Origin of the sequence: Rheinheimera pacifica (assembly GCF_900108485.1) — a bacterium.
Lineage (GTDB): Bacteria > Pseudomonadota > Gammaproteobacteria > Enterobacterales > Alteromonadaceae > Alishewanella > Alishewanella pacifica.
The window spans coordinates 243,456-264,672 of the sequence record NZ_FNXF01000002.1 but is presented as its reverse complement, the minus strand read 5'-3'; the positions used below and the strand labels follow the sequence as shown (position 1 = coordinate 264,672).

19 protein-coding genes are annotated in these 21,217 nt (G+C 50.4%); 12 read left to right on the top strand and 7 right to left on the bottom strand.

Annotation, left to right across the window (positions count from 1 at the left end; genetic code table 11):
• Nucleotides 1–17: 17 nt before the first annotated feature.
• The 4 genes from BLW68_RS03735 to BLW68_RS03720 all read right to left on the bottom strand — a co-directional run bounded on the left by BLW68_RS03735 (nt 18) and on the right by BLW68_RS03720 (nt 3,340).
• Nucleotides 18–953 (bottom strand): SPFH domain-containing protein, encoded by a 936-nt coding sequence (locus BLW68_RS03735; protein WP_092790354.1) that lies wholly within the window; start codon nt 951–953, stop codon nt 18–20.
• Nucleotides 954–995: 42 nt separating this feature from the next.
• Complete coding sequence (locus BLW68_RS03730; RefSeq protein WP_092790352.1) at nt 996–1,442, bottom strand: NfeD family protein; 447 nt, start codon at nt 1,440–1,442, stop codon at nt 996–998.
• Nucleotides 1,443–1,604: 162 nt separating this feature from the next.
• A complete protein-coding gene (locus BLW68_RS03725; RefSeq protein ID WP_092790351.1) occupies nt 1,605–2,516 on the bottom strand; it encodes an ABC transporter ATP-binding protein in 912 nt (303 codons plus the stop codon).
• A complete protein-coding gene (locus tag BLW68_RS03720) occupies nt 2,513–3,340 on the bottom strand; it encodes an ABC transporter permease subunit (RefSeq protein WP_092790349.1) in 828 nt (275 codons plus the stop codon). The genes BLW68_RS03725 and BLW68_RS03720 overlap by 4 nt, the downstream gene beginning before the upstream one ends.
• A 303-nt stretch (nt 3,341–3,643) precedes the next feature.
• On the opposite strand from BLW68_RS03720, the gene BLW68_RS03715 reads away from it, so the two are divergent.
• Together BLW68_RS03715 and BLW68_RS03710 are read left to right on the top strand one after the other, a co-directional pair.
• Nucleotides 3,644–5,155, top strand: coding sequence for a catalase (locus tag BLW68_RS03715; protein WP_092790347.1), 1,512 nt, complete (start codon nt 3,644–3,646; stop codon nt 5,153–5,155).
• Nucleotides 5,156–5,310: 155 nt separating this feature from the next.
• Nucleotides 5,311–5,805 (top strand): ankyrin repeat domain-containing protein, encoded by a 495-nt coding sequence (locus BLW68_RS03710; RefSeq protein WP_092790345.1) that lies wholly within the window; start codon nt 5,311–5,313, stop codon nt 5,803–5,805.
• Between the two features lie 7 nt (nt 5,806–5,812).
• On the opposite strand, the gene BLW68_RS03705 is transcribed toward BLW68_RS03710, so the two are convergent.
• Nucleotides 5,813–6,160 carry a RidA family protein gene (locus BLW68_RS03705; protein ID WP_092790343.1) on the bottom strand — a complete coding sequence of 116 codons (348 nt, stop codon included), beginning with the start codon at nt 6,158–6,160 and terminating at the stop codon, nt 5,813–5,815.
• A 169-nt stretch (nt 6,161–6,329) separates the two neighbouring features.
• Nucleotides 6,330–7,145, bottom strand: a complete 816-nt coding sequence (locus BLW68_RS03700) for a YggN family protein (RefSeq protein ID WP_092790341.1) — start codon at nt 7,143–7,145, stop codon at nt 6,330–6,332.
• Between the two features lie 287 nt (nt 7,146–7,432).
• Between BLW68_RS03700 and BLW68_RS03695 the strand changes: the two genes are divergently transcribed.
• The 4 genes from BLW68_RS03695 to BLW68_RS03680 all read left to right on the top strand — a co-directional run bounded on the left by BLW68_RS03695 (nt 7,433) and on the right by BLW68_RS03680 (nt 12,560).
• Complete coding sequence (locus BLW68_RS03695) at nt 7,433–9,247, top strand: assimilatory sulfite reductase (NADPH) flavoprotein subunit (RefSeq protein ID WP_092790339.1); 1,815 nt, start codon at nt 7,433–7,435, stop codon at nt 9,245–9,247.
• Nucleotides 9,247–10,968 carry an assimilatory sulfite reductase (NADPH) hemoprotein subunit gene (cysI, locus tag BLW68_RS03690; protein WP_092790337.1) on the top strand — a complete coding sequence of 574 codons (1,722 nt, stop codon included), beginning with the start codon at nt 9,247–9,249 and terminating at the stop codon, nt 10,966–10,968. Before BLW68_RS03695 ends, cysI begins: the two co-directional genes overlap by 1 nt.
• The gene (locus tag BLW68_RS03685; RefSeq protein WP_177172147.1) at nt 10,952–11,713 is read left to right on the top strand and encodes a phosphoadenylyl-sulfate reductase; all 762 of its coding nucleotides are present in this window, start codon (nt 10,952–10,954) and stop codon (nt 11,711–11,713) included. The genes cysI and BLW68_RS03685 overlap by 17 nt, the downstream gene beginning before the upstream one ends.
• 121 nt (nt 11,714–11,834) lie before the next feature.
• Nucleotides 11,835–12,560: a substrate-binding periplasmic protein gene (locus BLW68_RS03680; RefSeq protein WP_218141291.1), complete on the top strand. Its 726-nt coding sequence runs from the start codon at nt 11,835–11,837 to the stop codon at nt 12,558–12,560.
• Here the strand turns inward: BLW68_RS03680 and BLW68_RS03675 are convergent.
• Entirely contained in the window at nt 12,542–12,925 is a 384-nt protein-coding gene (locus tag BLW68_RS03675) for an META domain-containing protein (RefSeq protein WP_177172145.1), read from the bottom strand. The two genes, BLW68_RS03680 and BLW68_RS03675, sit on opposite strands and share 19 nt — an antisense overlap.
• A 201-nt stretch (nt 12,926–13,126) precedes the next feature.
• On the opposite strand from BLW68_RS03675, the gene ahpC reads away from it, so the two are divergent.
• The 6 genes from ahpC to BLW68_RS03645 all read left to right on the top strand — a co-directional run bounded on the left by ahpC (nt 13,127) and on the right by BLW68_RS03645 (nt 21,216).
• A complete protein-coding gene (ahpC, locus tag BLW68_RS03670) occupies nt 13,127–13,693 on the top strand; it encodes an alkyl hydroperoxide reductase subunit C (RefSeq protein WP_092790333.1) in 567 nt (188 codons plus the stop codon).
• 228 nt (nt 13,694–13,921) lie between these two features.
• Nucleotides 13,922–15,466 carry an alkyl hydroperoxide reductase subunit F gene (gene ahpF, locus BLW68_RS03665; protein WP_092790331.1) on the top strand — a complete coding sequence of 515 codons (1,545 nt, stop codon included), beginning with the start codon at nt 13,922–13,924 and terminating at the stop codon, nt 15,464–15,466.
• 231 nt (nt 15,467–15,697) lie between these two features.
• Nucleotides 15,698–17,119, top strand: a complete 1,422-nt coding sequence (cysG, locus tag BLW68_RS03660) for a siroheme synthase CysG (RefSeq protein WP_092790329.1) — start codon at nt 15,698–15,700, stop codon at nt 17,117–17,119.
• 10 nt (nt 17,120–17,129) lie between these two features.
• The gene (cysD, locus tag BLW68_RS03655) at nt 17,130–18,041 is read left to right on the top strand and encodes a sulfate adenylyltransferase subunit CysD (protein WP_092790327.1); all 912 of its coding nucleotides are present in this window, start codon (nt 17,130–17,132) and stop codon (nt 18,039–18,041) included.
• Complete coding sequence (gene cysN, locus BLW68_RS03650; protein WP_092790325.1) at nt 18,041–19,495, top strand: sulfate adenylyltransferase subunit CysN; 1,455 nt, start codon at nt 18,041–18,043, stop codon at nt 19,493–19,495. Before cysD ends, cysN begins: the two co-directional genes overlap by 1 nt.
• Nucleotides 19,495–21,216, top strand: a complete 1,722-nt coding sequence (locus tag BLW68_RS03645; RefSeq protein WP_092790323.1) for an SLC13 family permease — start codon at nt 19,495–19,497, stop codon at nt 21,214–21,216. Before cysN ends, BLW68_RS03645 begins: the two co-directional genes overlap by 1 nt.
• The last annotated feature ends 1 nt before the right edge of the window (nt 21,217 follow it).

Here is a 21,217-nt window from a genome sequence, read left to right as displayed (position 1 = left end):
ATTACCCTACGTTAGCATTACTTCTTCGGCTGGGCGATTTTTAAAATTTCGGTTAAACCGGCTACGGCGCCGCCGATATTGGCCAGCTCGGCGGGTACTATCATGGTATTGTTGGCTTTGGCCAGGTTACCGAACTCTTTTACATATTGCTCGGCTACGCGCAGGCTTACCGCTTCTGAACCACCCGGATGGTTAATAGCTTCGGCAATCTGGCGGATACCTTCGGCGGTAGCGATGGCGATAAGCTCAATTTCTTTAGCGCGGCCTTCGGCTTCGTTAATCTGGCGCATCTTGTCACCTTCAGACAGGTTGATTACTTCCTGCTTTTGGCCTTCAGACACGTTAATCATGGCCTGGCGCTCACCTTCAGATTTGGCAATAGCAGCGCGGCGCTCACGCTCGGCGCGCATTTGCTGCTCTAACGCATCTTTAATGCTTAGCGGCAGTTCAATATCAGAAATTTCATAACGTAGCACCTTAATGCCCCATGGCGATGCCGCTTCGTCCAGTGCTTTTACTACTTCTTCGTTAATTTTGGCGCGCTCTTCAAAGGTTTTATCTAAGTCAGTCTGGCCGATAACAGAGCGCATTGTGGTTTGTGCCAGCTGGGAGGCGGCGTAGCGGTAATCGTTAATACCGTAACTGGCTTTGTGCGGGTCTACCACCTGCAAATACAGTACGCCGTTAATGCCCACCTGAATATTGTCGCGGGTAACACAGGTTTGCCGTTCTACGTCGATCACTTCTTCTTTTAAACTGTGGATATAGGCCACTTTATCAACAAAAGGGATCAGGATATGAAAGCCGGAATCCAGCGTGCGCGAGTATTTACCGAGGCGCTCTATCACAAAGTTGCTTTTTTGCGGCACCACGCGGGCACTTTTGGCAATGGTAATAACAACAGCCAGGGCGAAGCCGGCCATTAAAATAGTGTTTATATCTATTGTTTCCATCAGATTTACTCCTTAAACAGATGGTTAGCTATGACTGAAAAATTAGTCAGATTTGGCGGCAGACACCACCAGCTTGATACCGTGATTGGCTACCACAAAGGCAACATCACCGGCTTTTAGCGCATCGGCAGATTCAGCATCCCACTGCACGCCGTTTAACACCACGCGCCCGGCGCCCTGGTGAAAATCACTGTGTACAATAACGCGACGGCCAATATCATCGGCCAGCCTGGATGGTTGTTCTGTGCTGTCGGCGGTATAGCCAACAAACCAGCGTTTACAGCGGCCACGGGCAGTAAATAACAATACCAGCGATAACACGCCAAACAGTAAATACTGCACGCTGTAGCTTTCGATCAGGCCGAAGTTCAGCAATAAACCGACAATAATGGCGGCAATGCCGAAAAATACCGCCACTATGCTGGTGGCCATAAGTTCAGACAGGATCAGCACTATACCAACAATGATCCAGATGGTAGCGATGTTCACTTATTTTGCTCCGTAACAATTGTTATGCTGCACAGTAACGTAAGGTATACAAAGCGGTCAATCTAATACGTAATTGCTTTGTAACAGCATTTTACGCCGCTGGCACCAAAGCAATACAGCCCGGTGCCAGCAAGAAATGGGTAACATGAGGTGAGTAAGCGGCTATGCCGGATTAAACAGCTTTTGCTCCAGGGTCTGGCCTTTGGTCAGGTTACGGTAGCGCCAGCCGTTGGCAGCTAAGCATTGCAGCACGGCCAGGTCAAAATCGGCGTTGTGCTGCGGGTTATAGCTCAGTACCAGCTCTCTGCGCTGGGCACAGTGCAGATCAATCAGGCCGGGCAGTTGGCGCAGTGCCGCGCTGATGGCCTCGCTATTGTCCTGCTCTAACTGCAGTGTAAGGTATTGCAACTGCTGTGTGGTGGTGTCGCTGCTGCTGTGTTGTTTTAGCTGGCCGTTTTCCAGGTACAGCACTTTATTGCACAGTTGCTCCAGCTCAAAAATATTATGTGAGCTGATCATAAAGCTAACTTCACCACTTAAGCGGCTGATCAACTGGCGGATATGTAGCGCGTTTACCGGGTCCAGCCCGGCGGTGGGCTCGTCCAGCAGCACTAGCCGGGGTGTGCCAATAAACGCCTGGGCAATAGCCGCCCTTTTACGCATACCATGGCTTAGCGCGCCGGCTTTATGCTGCAGTTGCTCTGTCAGGTCTACCAGTGCCAGCACCCGTTTGCTTTCTTCACGCGCGGCTTTGCTGCTCAGGCCTTGTAAGCGGCCGTAAAAATCCAGTTGTTCGCCAATGCTGAAGGCCGGGTCAAACTGGGCATCTTGTGGCAGGGCGGCAACCTTACCAAACAGGGCACTGCTTCCGGCTTTATGGCCAAAAATGCTGGCATTGCCGCTGTCCGGGCGCAAATAACCACATAAAATGCTGAATAAAGTGGTTTTACCGGCGCCGTTGGGGCCAATAAGCGCGGCTACATCGCCCTGCTGTAATTCAAAACTAAGTTGCTGCAGCACGGTTTTGCTGCCAAAGCGCTTTGCCAGTTGCTGGCACTGAATAATAGCGTTCATAGGGCTTTCCTTGTTAACAGCAACGTGGCGCCGCTGAGTAATACCAGAGTTTGTAGCAGCGGCAACAAGGCATATTGCAGTGTTTGCCAGCCTTGCATCGGCAGTAACTGCATTACCTGGGTGCCGGGCATATAACCGAGCAAAAACAAGAAGTCAGGAAAGTAGAAAACAAAGGAGCTAAGCAGCACAAACACCAGCCCCAGGCTAACAATGGCCAGGCTTACCGCAAGGCGGGATGAGCGCACCATGGCAGAAAAACAGCTCATTAATGCCGTAAAAGGCAGTAACACCAGCAACAAATTAACAGCAATAACAGCGGCGGCATTTAGCATAGCCAGGGTTAAACCGCCCTCACGCCAGGCCGCCAGCGATAGGGTAGCCACCAGTGACAGCAAAATTAAGCAGCTTTGCACCAGCATCTGGCCACTAAAACGGCCCAGTACTATGCTTAACCGGCTGCTGCGCAGTGCCAGCAAGCGCAGGGTGCCGCGCTGCAAATCACTACACAGCTGGTTAGCAGTAAAAAATAAACACAGCAGCGGCAGCAGCATTAAACTCAGGATCCAGTAAATTGCCAGCTCTGGCGCTGGCCAGGCAAATAACTGGCTTAAACCAAAGGCGCCAAAAGCATCGCGAAACATTTGCTGAAAGCCTTCGCTGGCAATCAGATCGCTGGCGGGGGCTATGGCATAGCGCAGCAGAAAAAACCACAACACCGCGGTGGCGGCTAATGTCATCAGGCCGCGGCGGGTAAGCCACAGGCGGCGTAGTTCAAAACCGGCATATAAACCACAATGTTGTAAGGTTGTTATAAATAGCGCCATAGCGTGCTTCCTGTGCTGTGCATTATTGTCAGTATTACCACAATACTCCCGCTAGCTTAATGCAGTATTAGTGCCACTAGATAAGTGCTGTTAAATCATATCGTTATATTTTCGTTATCCAAGGCGCTTGCTGAGATCGGTGACTAAATCGTTAATTTAACCACTTTGCAGCCTATACTAATTACCTTCTCTAATCATAAAAATAGATTGAGTTAATTTAATTTAATCATTTTTTACATTTTCAATTAGCTACTACTCTTTAACCTGCAGGAAGGGATAGACAACATTTAAAAGGTAATAGCTATGTTTAAACGATCAATAATAGTAATGGCTATCGGTTTGTCGCTGGGAGTGCAGGCAGCGGGTACACTGACTAAAGACAACGGCGCGCCGGTAGGCGATAACCAGAACTCTATCACAGCCGGGCCAAATGGCAGCACTTTGCTGCAAGATGTGCATTTAATTCAGAAGTTACAACGTTTTGCCCGTGAGCGTATTCCAGAGCGGGTAGTGCATGCCCGTGGCACCGGTGCCCACGGCGAATTTGTTGCCAGTGCCGATTTATCTGATCAAACCGTTGCATCGCTGTTTGCCGCTGCCGGTAAAACCACGCCGGTGTTTGTGCGGTTTTCTACCGTAATTCATGGTAACCACAGCCCGGAAACACTGCGTGATCCGCGCGGTTTTGCGGTAAAGTTTTACACCGATCAGGGTAACTGGGACTTAGTGGGTAATAACCTGCCGGTGTTTTTTATCCGCGATGCGATTAAGTTTCCCGATATGGTGCACTCACTAAAACCCTCGCCGGTGAATAATATGCAGGACCCTAACCGGTTCTTCGATTTTTTCTCGCATGACGGCACCGCCACCCACATGTTAACTCAGCTGTATCACGATATTGGTATTCCGGCCAGTTACCGCCAGATGGACGGTTTTGGTGTGCACGCCTACAAGTTTGTTAATGAAGCCGGCGAAGTGCGCTATGTGAAATTTAACTGGCGCAGCCAGCAGGGCGTTAAAGGCCTAAGCCTGGACGAAGCCGCTAAGGTGCAAAGCAGCGATTTTAACCACCTAACCCGCGATTTATATGCGGCGATTAATGCCGGTGATTTGCCCAAATGGGATCTTTATATCCAAACTATTACTCCGGCACAGTTGAACAGCTTTAGCTACAACCCGCTGGATGCTACCAAAATATGGCCGGATGTACCTGAAGTAAAAGTGGGCACCATGACATTAAACCGGATGCCGGATAACTTCTTCCAGGAAACCGAGCAAGCCGCTTTTGCGCCGGGCAACCTGGTGCCGGGTATAGAGCCGTCAGAAGATCGCTTATTACAGGGGCGTATTTTTTCTTACAGCGATACCCAGTTATACCGTTTAGGCGCCAACCACCAGCAACTGCCTATTAACCGGCCATTGGTTGCGGTAAATAGCAATAATCAGGACGGTGCGGCCAACAGCGGTAACACTAAATCGAATGTAAATTATGAACCAAGCCGGGTTGAGCCTAAAGGCGCGTTAACTACAGCGCGGGCTGTTACCACAGCGTTAAACGGTACGGTACAGCAGCAAACCATAGATAAAACCGACAACTTTAGTCAGGCCGGAGCCTTGTACCGCGCTTACAGCAAAAAGGAAAAAGATAACCTGATCCGTAACCTGGCAGCCGACTTAGGCCAGGTAACAGACAGTGCCACCAAGCACGCCATGTTGTCTTACTTCTACAAAGCTGATGCCGATTACGGCAGCCGTATTACCAAAGCGGTAAAAGGTGATTTAGCCACGGTAAAACAATTGGCGGCACAGCTGTAACCCAGCCCGGCAATATTGCCACGGCCAATAGCGGTGCAGCGCTATTGGTACTGAATAAGCGTTAAAGCCCTGCAAAGCTCAATCAACCCTTCCTGCACTTGGGTGAGCTTTGCAGGCACTTATACAAACAAATACTTAAACACTGAGACCAGGTTATGAGAACACTGACATTAATACTAAGCCTGTGCCTGTTGCTGTCAGCGGGCATTAATACTGCTCAGGCCAGCAGCAATGACATACCTGACCAGACCCCAGCACAGCAACAATTGACCGACTATTTTTTTGCCGCTGCCCGCAGTGGTAACAGTGAAGTGTTAAGCGAATTTTTAGCCGCCGGGTTTCCGGTAAACCTGCAAAACAGCGACAGCTATACCGCGCTGATGACAGCCACTTACTACGGTCATGCCCAGGCAGTGGAGCTATTGCTATCTTACGGTGCTGACGCCTGTATCCGCGATAAACGCGACCACACAGCGATGATGGGCGCTATTGTAAAAGCTGAGTGGAGCATTGCCCGCACTTTATACCGCATAGACTGCGACAACCAAGCCGGGCAGCAAAATATGAAAACAGTGGAAGAATTTGCCGCAGTATTTGGCCAGAGCGAAAAATTAGCGGCATTAAAACAACAGATGCAGACACAGCGTTAAGCCGGGTTTACTGCGCGGCGATAATTTTAATTTCAATTTTCCAGCCCGGGTCGGCCAGTTTAGCTTCAACGGTGGCGCGGGCCGGAGCTTGGCCCGGTGCTACCCAGTTATCCCAGGCCAGGTTCATTGCTGCATAGTCGGCCATATCGGCCAAGTAAATAGTGGCGTCAACCAGTTTAGTTTTATCGCTGCCGCACTGAGCTAACAACGCATCAATTTGTGCCAGCACGTCTTCAGTTTGTAAGGTGGCATTGCTGCTGGTGGTAGATGGCACCATACCGGCACAAAAAATTAAACTGTTAACAATTACAGCTTCAGAATAGCGGCTGGCAGGTAAAATACGTTGAATGGTCATTGGTTACTCCTTGGATGTATCGCTACAGGCTAACCTGAAGTGGCGCGGATAACCAGTCGGAGCAGTAACGGCGGCAGGCAAAAAAAGACGCGCTGTCAGGATGAGAGCAGCGCGCCAAAGTCGTGGTTGGGAGGGTACACGAAACCTTTTTGTCAGTTGAATATGAGTATCAGTTGAACAAATAAAACGCAGTGCTGTTATTGCTGTTTACCTCAATTAAATCGTATTGCTGCATTTGCGGTATTGCCTGTTGAATTTGGCTTTCCAGCGTATCCAAAGCTTGCAGGTTGCTACACATTGCATCGCCACGTTGTTCCAGCGCCTGGGCTTTAATATCCATCCGTGCTTCTAAATCTTCACCAAAGCGTTCCATGCGTTCGCCAAAGGCTTGCATGCGCTGCTCAAAGTTGCCTTCGCCGCTCGTCATGGCCTTACCCACAAGCATTAAAATACTGCCCATCGAGTTAGTAACGGCTTCTTCAATCGCCTGTTCAAACTCGGCACCAAAGGCGTCATCCAGGTTGTCAAAACGGCTGCCGTAAATGTCGATGTTATCGCCGCTGCGCACCACGATGCTCTCGGTGCTGGTTTTAATTTTGTCCAGCGCGGTTTGCAGCGCCGGATGCTGTTGCAGCGAGTCACCGGTTAGTTCGGTTAGCACAGAGTCCACGGCATCAGCAGCCAGCACCAGCGCATCTTCTACCAGTGCCACGGTTTCCAGTGTTTGTGTGCGGATGCCAGCCTGATACTCGCGCAGCAATGCCTGGGTATTGCTGTCGGTAGTAACCGCTTTACCATCCAGCCACAGCTGACCGCTGTTATTAATGCGCCACAATTCAGTGCTGCCATCTTTCATGCTGACCAGTTGGCTGTTAATAGATAAGTCTTTATCAAAATTGATATTACAGCTGTGCTCGTCGTGTGCCATCACGGCAGTGCTGATACTGGTTAATACAAAACTGCTGGCGATAAGTAAGCTTTTCATTTTCGTTATCCTTTTGGCCGTTAGCCGCTATTAATTACGCCAGAGCTATTACAAAGTTAATGCCAATATTTAAGTCGATGTTATTTATAGAAAAGTTTGAATGCTGGCGATAAATATTTTTTCGTACTTAGTGCTTTTCACTATTTTTTGGTGTGTTTATCAGCGCTGTGGTATAGCCAAACGGTGGTTTTTAATTACTTATTGGAATAAAGAAGAGAGATCCATTCTTTTACCGGCATACATATAGACGGCTAAAATAGCTGTAATTATCGTGTGCAGGGTGTTTTATGCTTTTATCTTCTTTAGTGGCGCAGGCCAGTCCGTTGTCCGAGCAGCAGGTAAGCCAGCTGCAGGGCTTAGTCAGTCAGTTAAACCCTATTCAGCAAGCCTGGGTGAGCGGTTATCTGGCGGCCAGCGCTCAGCTTGCCGGGCAACTCTCAGGACAGCCAGCAACTGCACAGGCCGCTGCCAGTGCCAGCCTGACCATTTTATTTGGCTCGCAAACCGGCAATGCGCGGCATCTGGCAGAAGCCTTAGCTAAACAAGCCCAGGGTAAAGGCATAGTGGCCAAAGTGGTTGATATGGCCGAATACAAAACCACTCAGCTAAAGAACGAGCAATATCTGGTTATTGTTACCTCCACTTACGGTGAAGGTGAGCCACCGGAAAATGCCATTGGCCTGCATAACTTTTTATTCAGCAAAAAAGCGCCGAAATTAGCCGGGTTAAAATATGCCGTGCTGGGGCTGGGTGATACCAGCTATGAGTTTTTCTGTAAAACGGCGCAAGACTTTGATCAGCGCTTAGCCGAGCTGGGCGCGACATCAGTACTGCCACGCATTGATTTAGATGTCGATTACCAGGCACAGGCCGACAGCTGGAGCAACGAGCTGGTTACTAAGCTGGAGCCTGAGCTTAAAGCCTCTGCCGCCCCGTCAGCACAGGTTATTGCCTGGCCCGGTAGTGATGCTACAGCCGGTAGTGTTAGCCAATACAGCAAGCAGCAACCCTTTGCTGCCGAGTTGTACACTAACCAGAAAATTACCGGCCGCGACTCCACCAAAGATGTGCGCCATATCGAAATCTCATTGGCCGGCAGTGGTTTAACTTACCAGCCGGGCGATGCACTGGGCGTGTACTTCAGCAATGATCCGGAGTTAGTGCGCGAACTGCTGCTGTTAACCGCCATAGCGCGAGATACACCGGTTACGCTGTCTGATGACAAACTGACTGTAGAGCAGGCACTGACCGAACAACTGGAACTGACGCAGTCGTATCCGGCCTTTGTCGAGAAATACGCTGCAGCCACTAACAACGCAGCCTTAACCGCGCTGGCCGCCGATAAAGCCGCGCTGCGCGCTTATATTAGCGAGCGGCAGATTATTGATATCGTACGTGACTACCCGGGTTTGCTTAGTGCGCAACAATTGGTGGATGCACTGCGTAAGCAACAGCCGCGGTTATACTCTATTGCCTCATCGCAGGCAGAAGTGGAAGACGAAGTACATTTAACGGTGGGCGTGGTGCGTTACGACGCTTACGGCCAGCCGCATTTGGGTGGTGCCTCCGGCTTTTTGGCAGAACGTTTGGCTGAGGGCGCTACGCTAAAGGTGTTTGTAGAGCACAACAACAACTTCCGTTTGCCGGCCAATGACGATACGCCGGTAATTATGATTGGCCCTGGCACTGGCATAGCGCCGTTTCGCGCCTTTTTGCAACAGCGTGATGCCAACAGCGCAGCGGGCAAAAACTGGTTATTTTTCGGTAACCCGCATTTTACCCAGGACTTTTTATACCAGCTGGAGCTGCAAAATTACCTCAAGCGCGGCCTGCTAACTAAGCTGGATGTGGCCTTTAGCCGCGATCAGGCTGCTAAAGTGTATGTACAGGACAAACTGCGCCAACACGGCAGCGACGTATGGCAATGGCTTGAGGACGGCGCCCACCTGTATATTTGCGGTGACGCCAACCGGATGGCGAAAGATGTGCAACAGGCCTTACTGGATATAGTGCAACAATATGGCGGTAAAACCGCGGAACAAGCGCAAGCTTACTTAGACGAATTACGTGTCGCAAAACGTTATCAGAAGGATGTGTATTAATGAGCCAGTATCCAATTAATCCAGATTTAGTGGCACCGGGTGCACTGTCTGATAACGAGCGCTTAAAAGCAGAAAGCCAGCATTTGCGCGGCTCTATTGAAAGCGATCTGAAAGATGAGATCACCGGTGGTTTTAACGGCGATAACTTTATGCTGATCCGCTTTCACGGCATGTATCAGCAGGATGATCGTGATATCCGCGCCGAACGCACCGCGCAAAAACTGGAGCCGCTGCACAACGTGATGCTGCGCGCCCGGATGCCGGGCGGCATTATTACACCGCAGCAGTGGCTGGCGATTGATAAATTTGCTGCCGACAACACTATGTACGGCAGTATCCGTTTAACCACGCGGCAAACCTTTCAGTTTCACGGCGTGTTAAAGCCGCATATTAAGCCGATGCATCAGTTTTTAAACAGTATTGGCATTGATTCAATCGCCACCGCCGGCGACGTTAACCGCAATGTATTGTGTACCTCGAACCCGGTAGAGTCAGAGCTGCACCAGCAGGCGTACCAGTGGGCGGCGAAAATCAGTGAGCATTTGCTGCCAAAAACCCGCGCCTACGCTGAGATCTGGCTGGATGAAGAAAAGGTGGAAACCACCGAAGTAGAGCCAATCCTCGGTGACAGCTACCTGCCGCGTAAGTTTAAAACAGCGGTAGTTATTCCGCCGCACAACGATATCGACGTACACGCCAACGATTTAACCTTCGTTGCCGTAGCCGAACACGGCCAATTGGTAGGCTTTAATGTGCTGGTAGGTGGTGGTTTAGCCATGACGTTTGGTGATGAGGCCACTTACCCGCGCATGGCTGATGACCTGGGCTACGTTGCACTGGAACACACGTTAAAAGTGGCTGAGCATGTAGTAACGGTACAGCGCGATTACGGCAACCGTTCAAACCGCAAAAATGCCAAAACCAAATACACCATTGACCGCATCGGCCTGGAGGCGTTTCGCGCCGAAGTTGAAGCGCGCACCGGCGTGGCCTTTGCACCAGTGGTGCCATACAGCTTTACCAGCCGCGGCGATCGTATCGGCTGGGTAGAGGGTATCGACGGCAAACATCACTTAACACTGTTTATTGAAAACGGTCGCGTGCTGGATTTCCCGGGCAAACCGCTGAAAACCGGCTTAGCAAAAATTGCTGCTATTCATCAGGGTGATTTGCGTATGACCGCCAACCAAAACCTGATTATTGCCGGGGTGCCGGCGGCGCAAAAAGCCGAAATTGAAGCTATTGCCCGGGCCCACGGCTTAATTGACGATGGCCACAGTGAACAGCGTAAAAACTCGATGGCCTGTGTATCGTTCCCAACCTGCCCGCTGGCGATGGCCGAAGCCGAACGCTATTTGCCGGAATTGGTCACTAAAGTGGAAATCTTACTGGGCAAACACAGTGTTGCTGATGAGCATATAGTACTGCGCGTTACCGGCTGCCCGAACGGCTGTGGTCGCGCCATGCTGGCCGAAGTTGGCCTGGTCGGCCGTGGCCCGGGCAAATATAACCTGTATCTGGGCGGTAACCGTGAAGGTACCCGTATTCCGCGCCTGCTGCTGGATAACGTTGGCGAAGCTGAAATTTTAGCTACCCTGGATGGCTTAATTGGCCGCTGGGCCACTGAGCGCAGCAACAGCAGCGAAGGCTTTGGTGATTTCGTGATAAGGGCCGGTGTAATAGCACCGGTAGTGGTGCCAAAAGATGACTTCCATAGCTAAGTCACAACACACAGATTACAGCGCTATTCTGCAGCAGGATGATGCTACACAGCAGGCCTGGCTGGCTGAGATTAACCATTTGCTGACGCCGCTAAGCGCGGCAGAGCGGGTGCGCTGGGCGCTGCATAACCTGCCGCAAAACCCGATGCTTAGCTCCAGCTTTGGTATTCAGGCGGCGGTAATGTTGCATCTGGTAACACAGCAACAGCCGGATATCCCGGTGGTATTAACCGATACCGGTTATTTGTTCCCGGAAACCTATCAGTTTATTGACCAGCTTACTGAGCAACTTAAGCTGAACCTGAAAGTATACCGGGCACAGTTAAGCCCGGCCTGGCAGGAAGCACGCTTTGGTAAATTATGGCAAAGCGCTGAGGGCATTAAGCAGTACAACCAACTGAATAAAGTAGAGCCGATGCAACGTGCATTGCGGGAACTGAACGTAGGCAGTTGGTTTACCGGCCTGCGTCGCAGCCAAAGCAGCAGCCGTGCCGATAAAGCTATTGTTGAGATCAGCCGCGGCGTAGTGAAAATTCAGCCGATCATCGACTGGAGTAATAAAGATGTGTTTTATTACTTAAAAGAACACGGCTTAAGCTACCACCCGTTGTGGGAGCAGGGTTATGTCTCTGTAGGCGATACTCACTCCACGCAAAAGCTGGAGCTGGGGATGAGCGAAGAAGACACCCGCTTTAACAGCTTTGGCCGTGAGTGCGGCCTGCACGTAGATGGTGATGGTATTTAACCGCGGCCGCGGCAAAAAAACTAATGTTACTTTTGTTCAGTCTCTGCCATAGTCACGATCAGTAGTGTTACTAAGGCAGAAGTAGGGTATGCGGAAAATCTGGTCAGGCTTGGTTGTTATCATGTCCGTCTTTTTAACTGCTGCTGCGCCGGTGAGTGGCCAACTGACCATTTACACTGAGCATTTCCCGCCTTACAGCTATCTGGCCAGTGACACTGTTACCGGCATTAACACCGAACTGGTAAGGCTGAGCTGCGAAAAAGCAGGCTTAAATTGTAATTTCTTACTTTACCCCTGGCTGCGTGCTTATGACGCGGCACAAAAAGAGCCGGCAGCGGCCGTGTACTCTACCTCGCGTAACGCATTGCGCGAGCCGCTGTTTAAATGGGTTGGGCCGTTGGCGCATTCGCATGCCAATATGTACCGGTTAAAAAGCCGGCCTGATATTAACCCCGCAACGCTGGAAGAAGCAAAACGTTATGTGGTGGCGGTTGCGCGCGGCGATGTGTATGAACTGTATTTACAAAGCCAGGGCTTTGAGCATGGCGTTAATTTGCTTGGGCTTACCGCCAAGGCAGATGCTGTAGGTTTATTTTTGCAAGGCAAAGTGGATTTACTGATTGGCTCTGAGCTTATTTTGCCGGTGTGGCTGGCAAAATACAACGAAACCCTGGACAGCATTGAGCCGGTGCTGGATTTATCTGTAGTAGGGGCTAATTATTTAGCACTGAACCTGGCGGTACCAAACGAAACGGTCGAAAAATTACAGCTCGCCCTAGACGAGCTGTATGCCAACGGCGAGTATCAGCGTTTAATGCAGCTTTATATTCACAACAATTCAAACTGATATTCAGCGTCATCTTTACGTAATGTCATCACATTATTGTTAAACATTACTTTGGGTTTGCTTTGCAAAAAAGTGCTGAACGCTTGTTCACGCTGCATTATAGGTTCTGAACATGCCATCATAGTACTGGCCAGTTGAGAAACCACCAAACTGCCCTCATCTATGCTGTAATTGCCAATCATGTTGTTGCAACCGGTAAAACCTGTCAGGCGGTTGTCCTGTAGGCTAAGGCGCAGCGGTTTGAGAGTAGTGTCGTTGTTTAATTGCTGGTATTGGCCTTGCGGTAAGCTTAATTGCTGGCAGGCGGTAACTAACAGCAGCAGACAGCAAGCTGCAACAGTACAGATAAAATGCTTAGTAAACATAACAGGCTCCTGATGCGTTTTGTGGCTAAAGCACAATGCCATAGTGTAGCTAAGCGTAGGCTGAACAAGCGGCAAAAAATATTTTACATCAAAAAAAACGATTAAATTAATTTGTTTTATTCGTTTTGACAACTGATTGCAGCACGGTACACTGGCTGCAGTTGAAACATTACCTGTGAACCAACCTAAAGGAGTAAGACTATGTCTTCTATTATCAACACTAAAATCAAGCCGTTTAAAGCTACTGCATTCTATCAGGGTAAATTCGTACCAGTTACTGAGCAAGACTTAGCAGGCAAATGGTCAGTAGTGGTATTTTACCCGGCTGACTTCACATTCGTATGCCCGACTGAATTAGGCGACCTGGCTGATTTCTACGCTAAGTTCCAGGAAATCGGTGTTGAAGTGTATTCAGTATCTACTGACACCCACTTCACGCACAAAGCATGGCACGATGCGTCTGAAACCATCAAGAAAATCACTTACCCGATGATTGGCGACCCAACTGGCGCTATCACCCGTAATTTCGGTGTAATGATCGAAGAAGAAGGTTTAGCACTACGTGGTACTTTCGTAATTAACCCTGAAGGCGAAATCAAAGTTGCTGAAATTCACGACTTAGGTATCGGCCGCTCAGCTGCAGAACTGTTCCGTAAAGTACAGGCTGCACAGTATGTTGCTAACCACGATGGCGAAGTATGCCCAGCTAAGTGGACACCGGGTGAAGCTACTCTGGCTCCATCACTGGATCTGGTTGGTAAGATCTAAGTAGTGCAACAAGCTGCAGTTACTGCAGCGGGATCTGGTTACAGCCTGCATTAAGAAGCTGTAGCTCAGCTTCCCTCTGCCAAACTCCGGTTTGGTATCCGGGCAGGCAACACCTGCCCGGCTTACCCCAAAACTGAATATTCACAGTCTGTTTTACAGGCTGAGGCTTTGTGACGCTGATTTTTTTATCGTCTTATTATTTACCCAGTTAATTTTCCGGGAGTTTTTATGTTAGATACTAACCTGAAGCAACAATTAAAAACCTATCTGCAGAACCTGAAAACCGAGGTAGAGCTGGTGGTATCTTTAGACGATAGCGCCAAAGCTGCTGAAGTAAACCAACTGGCAACCGATATTGCTGGGTTATCTGATTTAGTGTCATTGCGCCGCGATGACAACGCCCTGACACGCAAGCCGGCGATGCTGGTACGGTCGGTGGCTAACGACACCCATATCACCTTTGCCGGTGTGCCGCTGGGCCACGAATTTACCTCTTTAGTGCTGGCACTGCTGCATTCAGGCGGCCACCCGATTAAAGTTGCTGCCGACACCATTGAGCAAATCCGCCAGCTACAGGGCAGCTTCGCCTTTGAGACCTATGTGTCGTTAAGCTGCCAAACTTGTCCGGAAGTGGTACAAGCGCTGAATATTATGTCGGCGATTAACCCCGGTATTACCAACGTAATGATTGACGGTGCCATGTTCCAGCAGGAAGTGGCCGACAAAAACATTATGGCCGTGCCATCAGTGTACTTAAACGGCGAGCTGTTTTCACAGGGTGCTATTACACTGGAAAAAATTATCCAGAAACTGGATGTCAATGCGGAAAAACGCCAGGCAGAAGCGCTGAAAAACAAAGCTGACTTTGATGTACTGGTAGTGGGCGGTGGCCCGGCCGGTGCTGCAGCCTCTATCTACGCGGCCCGTAAAGGCTTAAACACCGGTATTGTCGCCGAGCGTTTTGGTGGCCAGGTAGCGGATACCGTAGGTATCGAAAACTTTATTTCGGTGCAGTACACCGAAGGGCCAAAGCTGGTAAACAGTTTAGAAGCCCATGTGCGCGAATATAACGTTGATATTATGAACAACCAGCGTGCTGTAGCACTGCGTAAAGACGGCAAGGTACAGCTTGAGCTGCAAAACGGCGCCGTACTGAACAGCAAAACGGTTATTTTAAGCCCGGGCGCGCGCTGGAGAGAAATGAATGTGCCTGGCGAGCAGGAATATCGTGGTAAAGGCGTGGCGTACTGCCCGCATTGTGACGGCCCGCTGTTTAAAGACAAAAAGGTCGCAGTAATTGGCGGCGGTAATTCCGGTATTGAAGCCGCTATCGACTTAGCCGGTATTGTTGAACATGTTACCGTGCTGGAATTTGCTGCCGAACTGCGCGCCGATGCGGTACTGGTGAAAAAAGCCAAATCAATGGGCAATATCACTATTATCACTGAAGCGCAGTCTACCGAAGTCACTGGCGATGGTAGCCGTGTAACCGGTATTAACTACACGGACCGCAAAACCGGTGAAGCACATCATGTTGCACTGGCTGGCATCTTTGTGCAGATAGGTTTAGTGCCTAACACCGAATGGTTACGTGGTGCAGTGGAATTATCACCCCGCGGCGAAATTATTGTCGACGAGCGCGGCCAGACGTCACTGCCTGGCGTATTTGCTGCCGGTGATGCTACTACCGCACCGTACAAGCAAATTATTATCGCCATGGGTTCAGGTGCCAATGCTGCTCTGGGTGCCTTTGACTATATGATCCGCCAGTAAGCGGATAACGTAACAGTTTAGCTTCACTCTCTCTGTAGCTTTAACGGCAACTTCGGTTGCCGTTTTTTTTGCGCTGGCTTTACCGCTGCTGATTACAATTCCACTTATTACAATCTTTGCATTAATTCCTTTTAGTTATATCTGAGCGTAATTAACTATTTTATAAAAGCCATACAGACGGCTATGCTGCAAGCTTGAAATTCAAGTAGCAACCTGACAGCAGGAGCTGGTGTGCAGTACTTACCCTTATTTGTAAAGTTAACCGATAAACCGGTGCTGATTGTCGGCGGCGGCTCGGTAGCGCTGCGCAAAGCCGGTACTCTGTTAAGCGCCGGTGCTAAACTGACCGTAGTCGCACCGGAATTTGCTGCTGAGTTTGTGCAGTGGCAGTTGGAGGGTAAAGCCGAGCTGATCACTGGCTATTTTGAACCGGGCCTGCTTGATGGCAAGTTGCTGGTTATTGCCGCTACAGATAATGATGCTGTTAACGCTGCGGTATATGACGCCGCCACCGCGCGTAATATGCTGGTGAACACGGTAGACGATCAGCCCAAATGCGGTTTTATTTTTCCGTCGATTATCGATCGCAGCCCGATATTAATTGCTATCTCCAGCTTTGGCACTGCCCCGGTGCTGGCGCGGCGGTTGCGCGAAAAGCTGGAAACCTTATTGCCGCAGCATTTAGGACCCCTGGCAGAATTAGTTGGCCGCTTTCGTGATCAGGTTAAAGCGAAAATCCGCGGTTTTGCGGCGCGGCGGCAGTTTTGGGAAACCGTATTTGATTCAGATGTGGTGCGTGATGTGCAGGCCAACCAACTTGAAAATGCCGAACAACGCTTGCAGCAACTGCTGGACCAGCCGCAGCAACAAGCCGGTGAAGTTTATGTGGTGGGTGCCGGCCCGGGCGACCCGGAGCTGCTGACGTTAAAAGCATTACAACTGATGCAACAGGCTGACGTGGTGGTGTACGACTATTTGGTATCGGCTCCCATTATGGAGCTGGTGCGCCGCGATGCCGAGCGCATTTGCGTGGGCAAAAAAGCTGGCGATCACTCTGTGCCGCAGCAGGATACTAACCAACTGCTGATTGATTTAGCGCTGGCCGGTAAAAAAGTTTGCCGCTTAAAAGGTGGTGACCCCTTTATTTTCGGCCGTGGCGGCGAGGAAATTCAGGCGTTGATACCACACAATATTGCCTTTCAGGTAGTGCCGGGAGTTACCGCTGCCGCCGGCTGTGCGGCCTACGCCGGTATACCGCTAACCCACCGCGATCATGCGCAAAGTGTACAGTTTGTAACCGGCCATTGCCGGCCGGATGGCAGCGAGCCCGACTGGCACAGCATGAGTAAAGCTAATCAAACGCTGGTGATTTATATGGGGCTGATAAAAGCCGCCCATATTCAGCAGCAGCTATTACTGGCTGGCCGGGCGGCAAATACACCGGTCGCCATTATTGAAAACGGTACCCGCAGCGAGCAGCGCGTGGTAACAGGCAGCCTGGATCAACTGGCGCAACTTATTGCGCACTACCAGCTCGGCTCGCCGGCTTTGCTAGTTATTGGCGAAGTGGTAAGCTTGCAGCAGGACTTACATTGGTTTGGCAAGCGGCCGCAAACTGCGGTGTTCAGCCAGACCATTACCCAGATGGAATGAGGATCATAACATGTCTGACGTAGCAGGCACTTTGTCACATCTACAGCAGCTGGAAGCGGAAAGTATTCATATTTTTCGTGAAGTGGCCGCCGAGTTTAAAAAGCCGGTAATGCTGTATTCAATTGGTAAAGACTCATCAGTATTACTGCATTTAGCCCGCAAAGCCTTTGCACCGGGTAAAATCCCGTTTCCGTTATTGCACGTTGATACCAACTGGAAATTCCGCGAGATGATCGAATTTCGCGATCGCTTAGCCAAACAGTACAACTTTGAGTTGCTGGTGCATAAAAACCCGGAAGGCTTAGCGATGAATATTAACCCCTTTATTCATGGCAGTGCCAAGCACACCGACATTATGAAAACCCAGGGCTTAAAGCAGGCGCTGAATACCTACGGCTTTGATGCTGCCTTTGGTGGTGCACGGCGCGATGAAGAAAAATCCCGCGCTAAAGAACGGGTGTATTCGTTTCGTGATAAACACCACCGCTGGGACCCAAAAAACCAACGGCCAGAGCTGTGGAATATTTACAACGGCGCCATTAATGAAGGCGAAAGTATCCGCGTGTTTCCACTGTCAAACTGGACAGAGCTGGATATCTGGCTGTATATCCTGCAGGAAAATATCGACATAGTACCGCTGTATTTAGCCAAGCCACGGCCGGTTGTTGAGCGTAACGGCACCCTGATTATGGTAGACGATGAACGTATGCCATTAGAGCCCGGTGAAACGCCGCAGTTAAAGTCGGTACGCTTCAGAACCCTGGGCTGTTATCCGCTGACCGGTGCCATTGAATCTACCGCCGATACGCTGGAAGGCATAGTGGAAGAGATGCTGCGCGCCCGCACGTCGGAGCGCCAGGGCCGGGTGATTGATCAGGATCAGTCCGGTATGGAACTGAAAAAACGCGAGGGTTATTTCTAATGTCATCATCTTTGGTTACCTCGTTAAACGAGCAATTAAACAGCCTGGGTATCCGCGGCTATTTGCAGCAGCATCAGGACAAAGGCCTGCTACGGGTGCTGACCTGCGGCAGTGTTGATGATGGCAAAAGCACCTTAATTGGCCGCCTGCTGCACGACAGCCAGCAACTGTACGATGATCAGCTGGATGCGTTAAAACGCGATCATAAAGGCCGTAACAGCGACGGCGAGCTTGAACTGGCGATGCTGGTGGATGGCTTACAAGCTGAGCGCGAGCAGGGCATTACCATTGACGTGGCGTACCGTTATTTCTCTACTACCGAGCGCAAGTTTATTCTGGCTGATACGCCCGGCCATGAGCAATACACCCGCAATATGGCCACCGGCGCGTCAACCTCTGATGTCGCCATTTTGCTGATCGACGCCCGTTACGGCGTGCAAACGCAAACCCGGCGCCACAGCTTTATCTGCGCTTTGCTGGGTATTAAGCATTTAATTGTTGCCGTTAATAAAATGGATATCGTTGGCTACAGCGAGCACATTTATAACACTATAGTACAGGACGTTCAGGCACTGATGGCGCAATTACAGGTGCCAACGGTAGATGTGGTGCCAATAAGTGCGCTAAAAGGCGAGAACATTTTAACGCTGTCGGCCAATATGCCGTGGTACACCGGCACAGCCTTATTACCATTGCTGGAAACTCTGCCAATACCGCAACGCGGTGGTGCCGCTACCCGGTTCCCGGTGCAATATGTTAACCGGCCGGATCTGGATTTTCGCGGTTTTGCCGGCACTTTGGTCAGTGGCCGTTTAGCTGTAGGCCAGGCTGTTACGGCGTATCCGTCGGGCAAAAAAAGTACCATTAAGCAAATTGTCAGCTTTGCCGGTGAACAACCCTCTGCCAGCGCTGGCGAGGCGATTACGCTGACACTGAGCGACGAAATTGATATCAGCCGTGGCGATTGGCTGGTGCCGTCAGACGATACCGTTAACCTGAGCAACCGTGCGCTGGCCTATGTGGTGTGGTTTAACGAGCAGCCGCTGCAAACCGGCCGCTTGTACGATTTAAAACTGGCTACGCGAAAAAGCAGTGTCAGCATTAACCGGCTGAACCATAAGGTAAATATCAATACGCTGGCGCAGGAAGCAGCCGAGCAGGTAGCGATAAACGATATCGCGCTGGTAGAGCTGGAGCTAACCGAAACCCTGCCACTGGATACGTTCAGAACCCAGCCCGGCACTGGTAACTTTATTCTGATTGACCGCTTAACCAATGCTACTGTCGCAGCTGGGTTAATTCAGAACGTACTGGCAGAAGAAAAAGCCGCCAGCACCAATATCAGTGCCTTTGAGCTGGAACTGAATGCGCTGATCCGCAAGCATTTCCCACACTGGGGCGCGCAGGACGTGCGTGAGTTATTTAAGGCCGGGTTGGACAAGGAAGCTCCATAATGCCGTATCAGCAGTATGGTGTAATTGCCCTGCTACTGGCGTTGGTAGCGGGGCTGATACTCAGCAAACGCTCGCCGGCTCAGTGGTTTGGCGGCGCCCTGCTGCTGAGTTATTTGCTTGGCTGGTTACCACTGGAAAGCGCGTTACAAAATTTCGCCAATCCGTCGCTGATTACGTTGCTATTGCTGCTATTAGTGTCAATTGGTATTGAAAAATCGCAACTGGTTAGCTGGTTAAGCCGGGGTTTTGCTGGCAAGCGTTTAAGCAGTGTTATTGCCCGCTTAAGTTTATCCAGCGCGTTGATGTCGGCTTTTATTAACAACACTGCCGTGGTGTCAACGTTAATGTCGTCGCTTAGGCATCATAACCATTTTGCCGCTTCTAAATTGCTGCTACCGCTGTCTTACAGCGCTATTCTCGGCGGTATGCTGACATTAATCGGCACCTCAACCAACCTTATCGTTAATGGTTTTGTTGAGCAAAGCGGTGAACCGGCGCTGGGCTTTTTTGACTTTACCCTGCTCGGGGTATTAGTGTTGGCCGCCGGTACTGTGGTACTGGTGATCGGCAGCCACTGGTTACCCGATAACAGCAAAAATGCCAGCCAGGCAACACCCTATTATCTTACAGCCCATGTGCGTAGTGACAGCCAGCTAATTGGCAAAAGTGTAGAGCAAAACCAGCTGCGTGAATTGCAGGCACTGTTTCTAGCTGAAATTCAGCGCGGCCCGCAGCGTATTTGTCCGGTAACGCCGGAAACGGTAATTGAAGCCGGTGACGAGCTGCGGTTTGTCGGCGATCTGGAAGCGGTATCGCGCTTACAGCAATTTCCCGGTTTAGAACTGCTGCGCCAGGATCAGCAGCAGGGCGAATTGCTTGAAGCCGTGCTTAGCTACAGCTCACGTTTAGTGGGCAAAAGTTTAAAACAAATTCGTTTTCGCCATGAGTATGATGCGGTGGTCATTGCTGTGCGCCGTGGTCATGAGCGCTTGCAGGGCGGCTTAGGCGATCTGGTGCTGCATGCCGGTGATGTATTAATTTTGTCGGTGGGTAAGCATTTTCCCGGCCAGCATCAGCTTAGCCAGGAGTTTATTTACGTTAATGGTTTAGCCATTTCTACGCCATTATCAAAAAAACGCAGCCATTGGGTATTGCTCGGTTTTGTCGCTGCGCTGGCGTTGTCTATTTTCGAAATAGTGCCGTTGATAAAAAGTCTGCCGGTACTGCTTCTGGCCTACGTTGCCGGTGGTGCAGTAACGGTAAATGAAATTAAAAACCGTTTTCCGCTGGAGCTGTGGTTAATTGTCGGTTCGGCTATCGGCCTGGCGCAGCTGATGATCAAAACCGGGGTGGCCGGCCAGGTTGCCGCTGGTTTAATTACGCTGGTAGATGGCAGCGGCGCTTATGGTGCGCTGATCGCAGTATTTGTTGCCACCTGGTTGTTTACCGAGCTGGTTACCAATAATGCGGCGGCCGCGCTGACGTTTCCTATTGCCTATGCAATAGCGCAAAACCTGGGGGTGGACCCGGTGCCGTTTTTTATGGCCGTCGCCTTTGGTGCTTCAGCCAGTTTTATTTCGCCATTTGGTTATCAAACTAACCTGATGGTGTATTCGGCCGGTAATTACCAGTTGCGTGATTATATTCGTCTCGGCGTACCAATGGCCTTGGTATACAGTGCGGTAGTATTGATATTTTTACCGCTGATTTATCCGTTTTAAG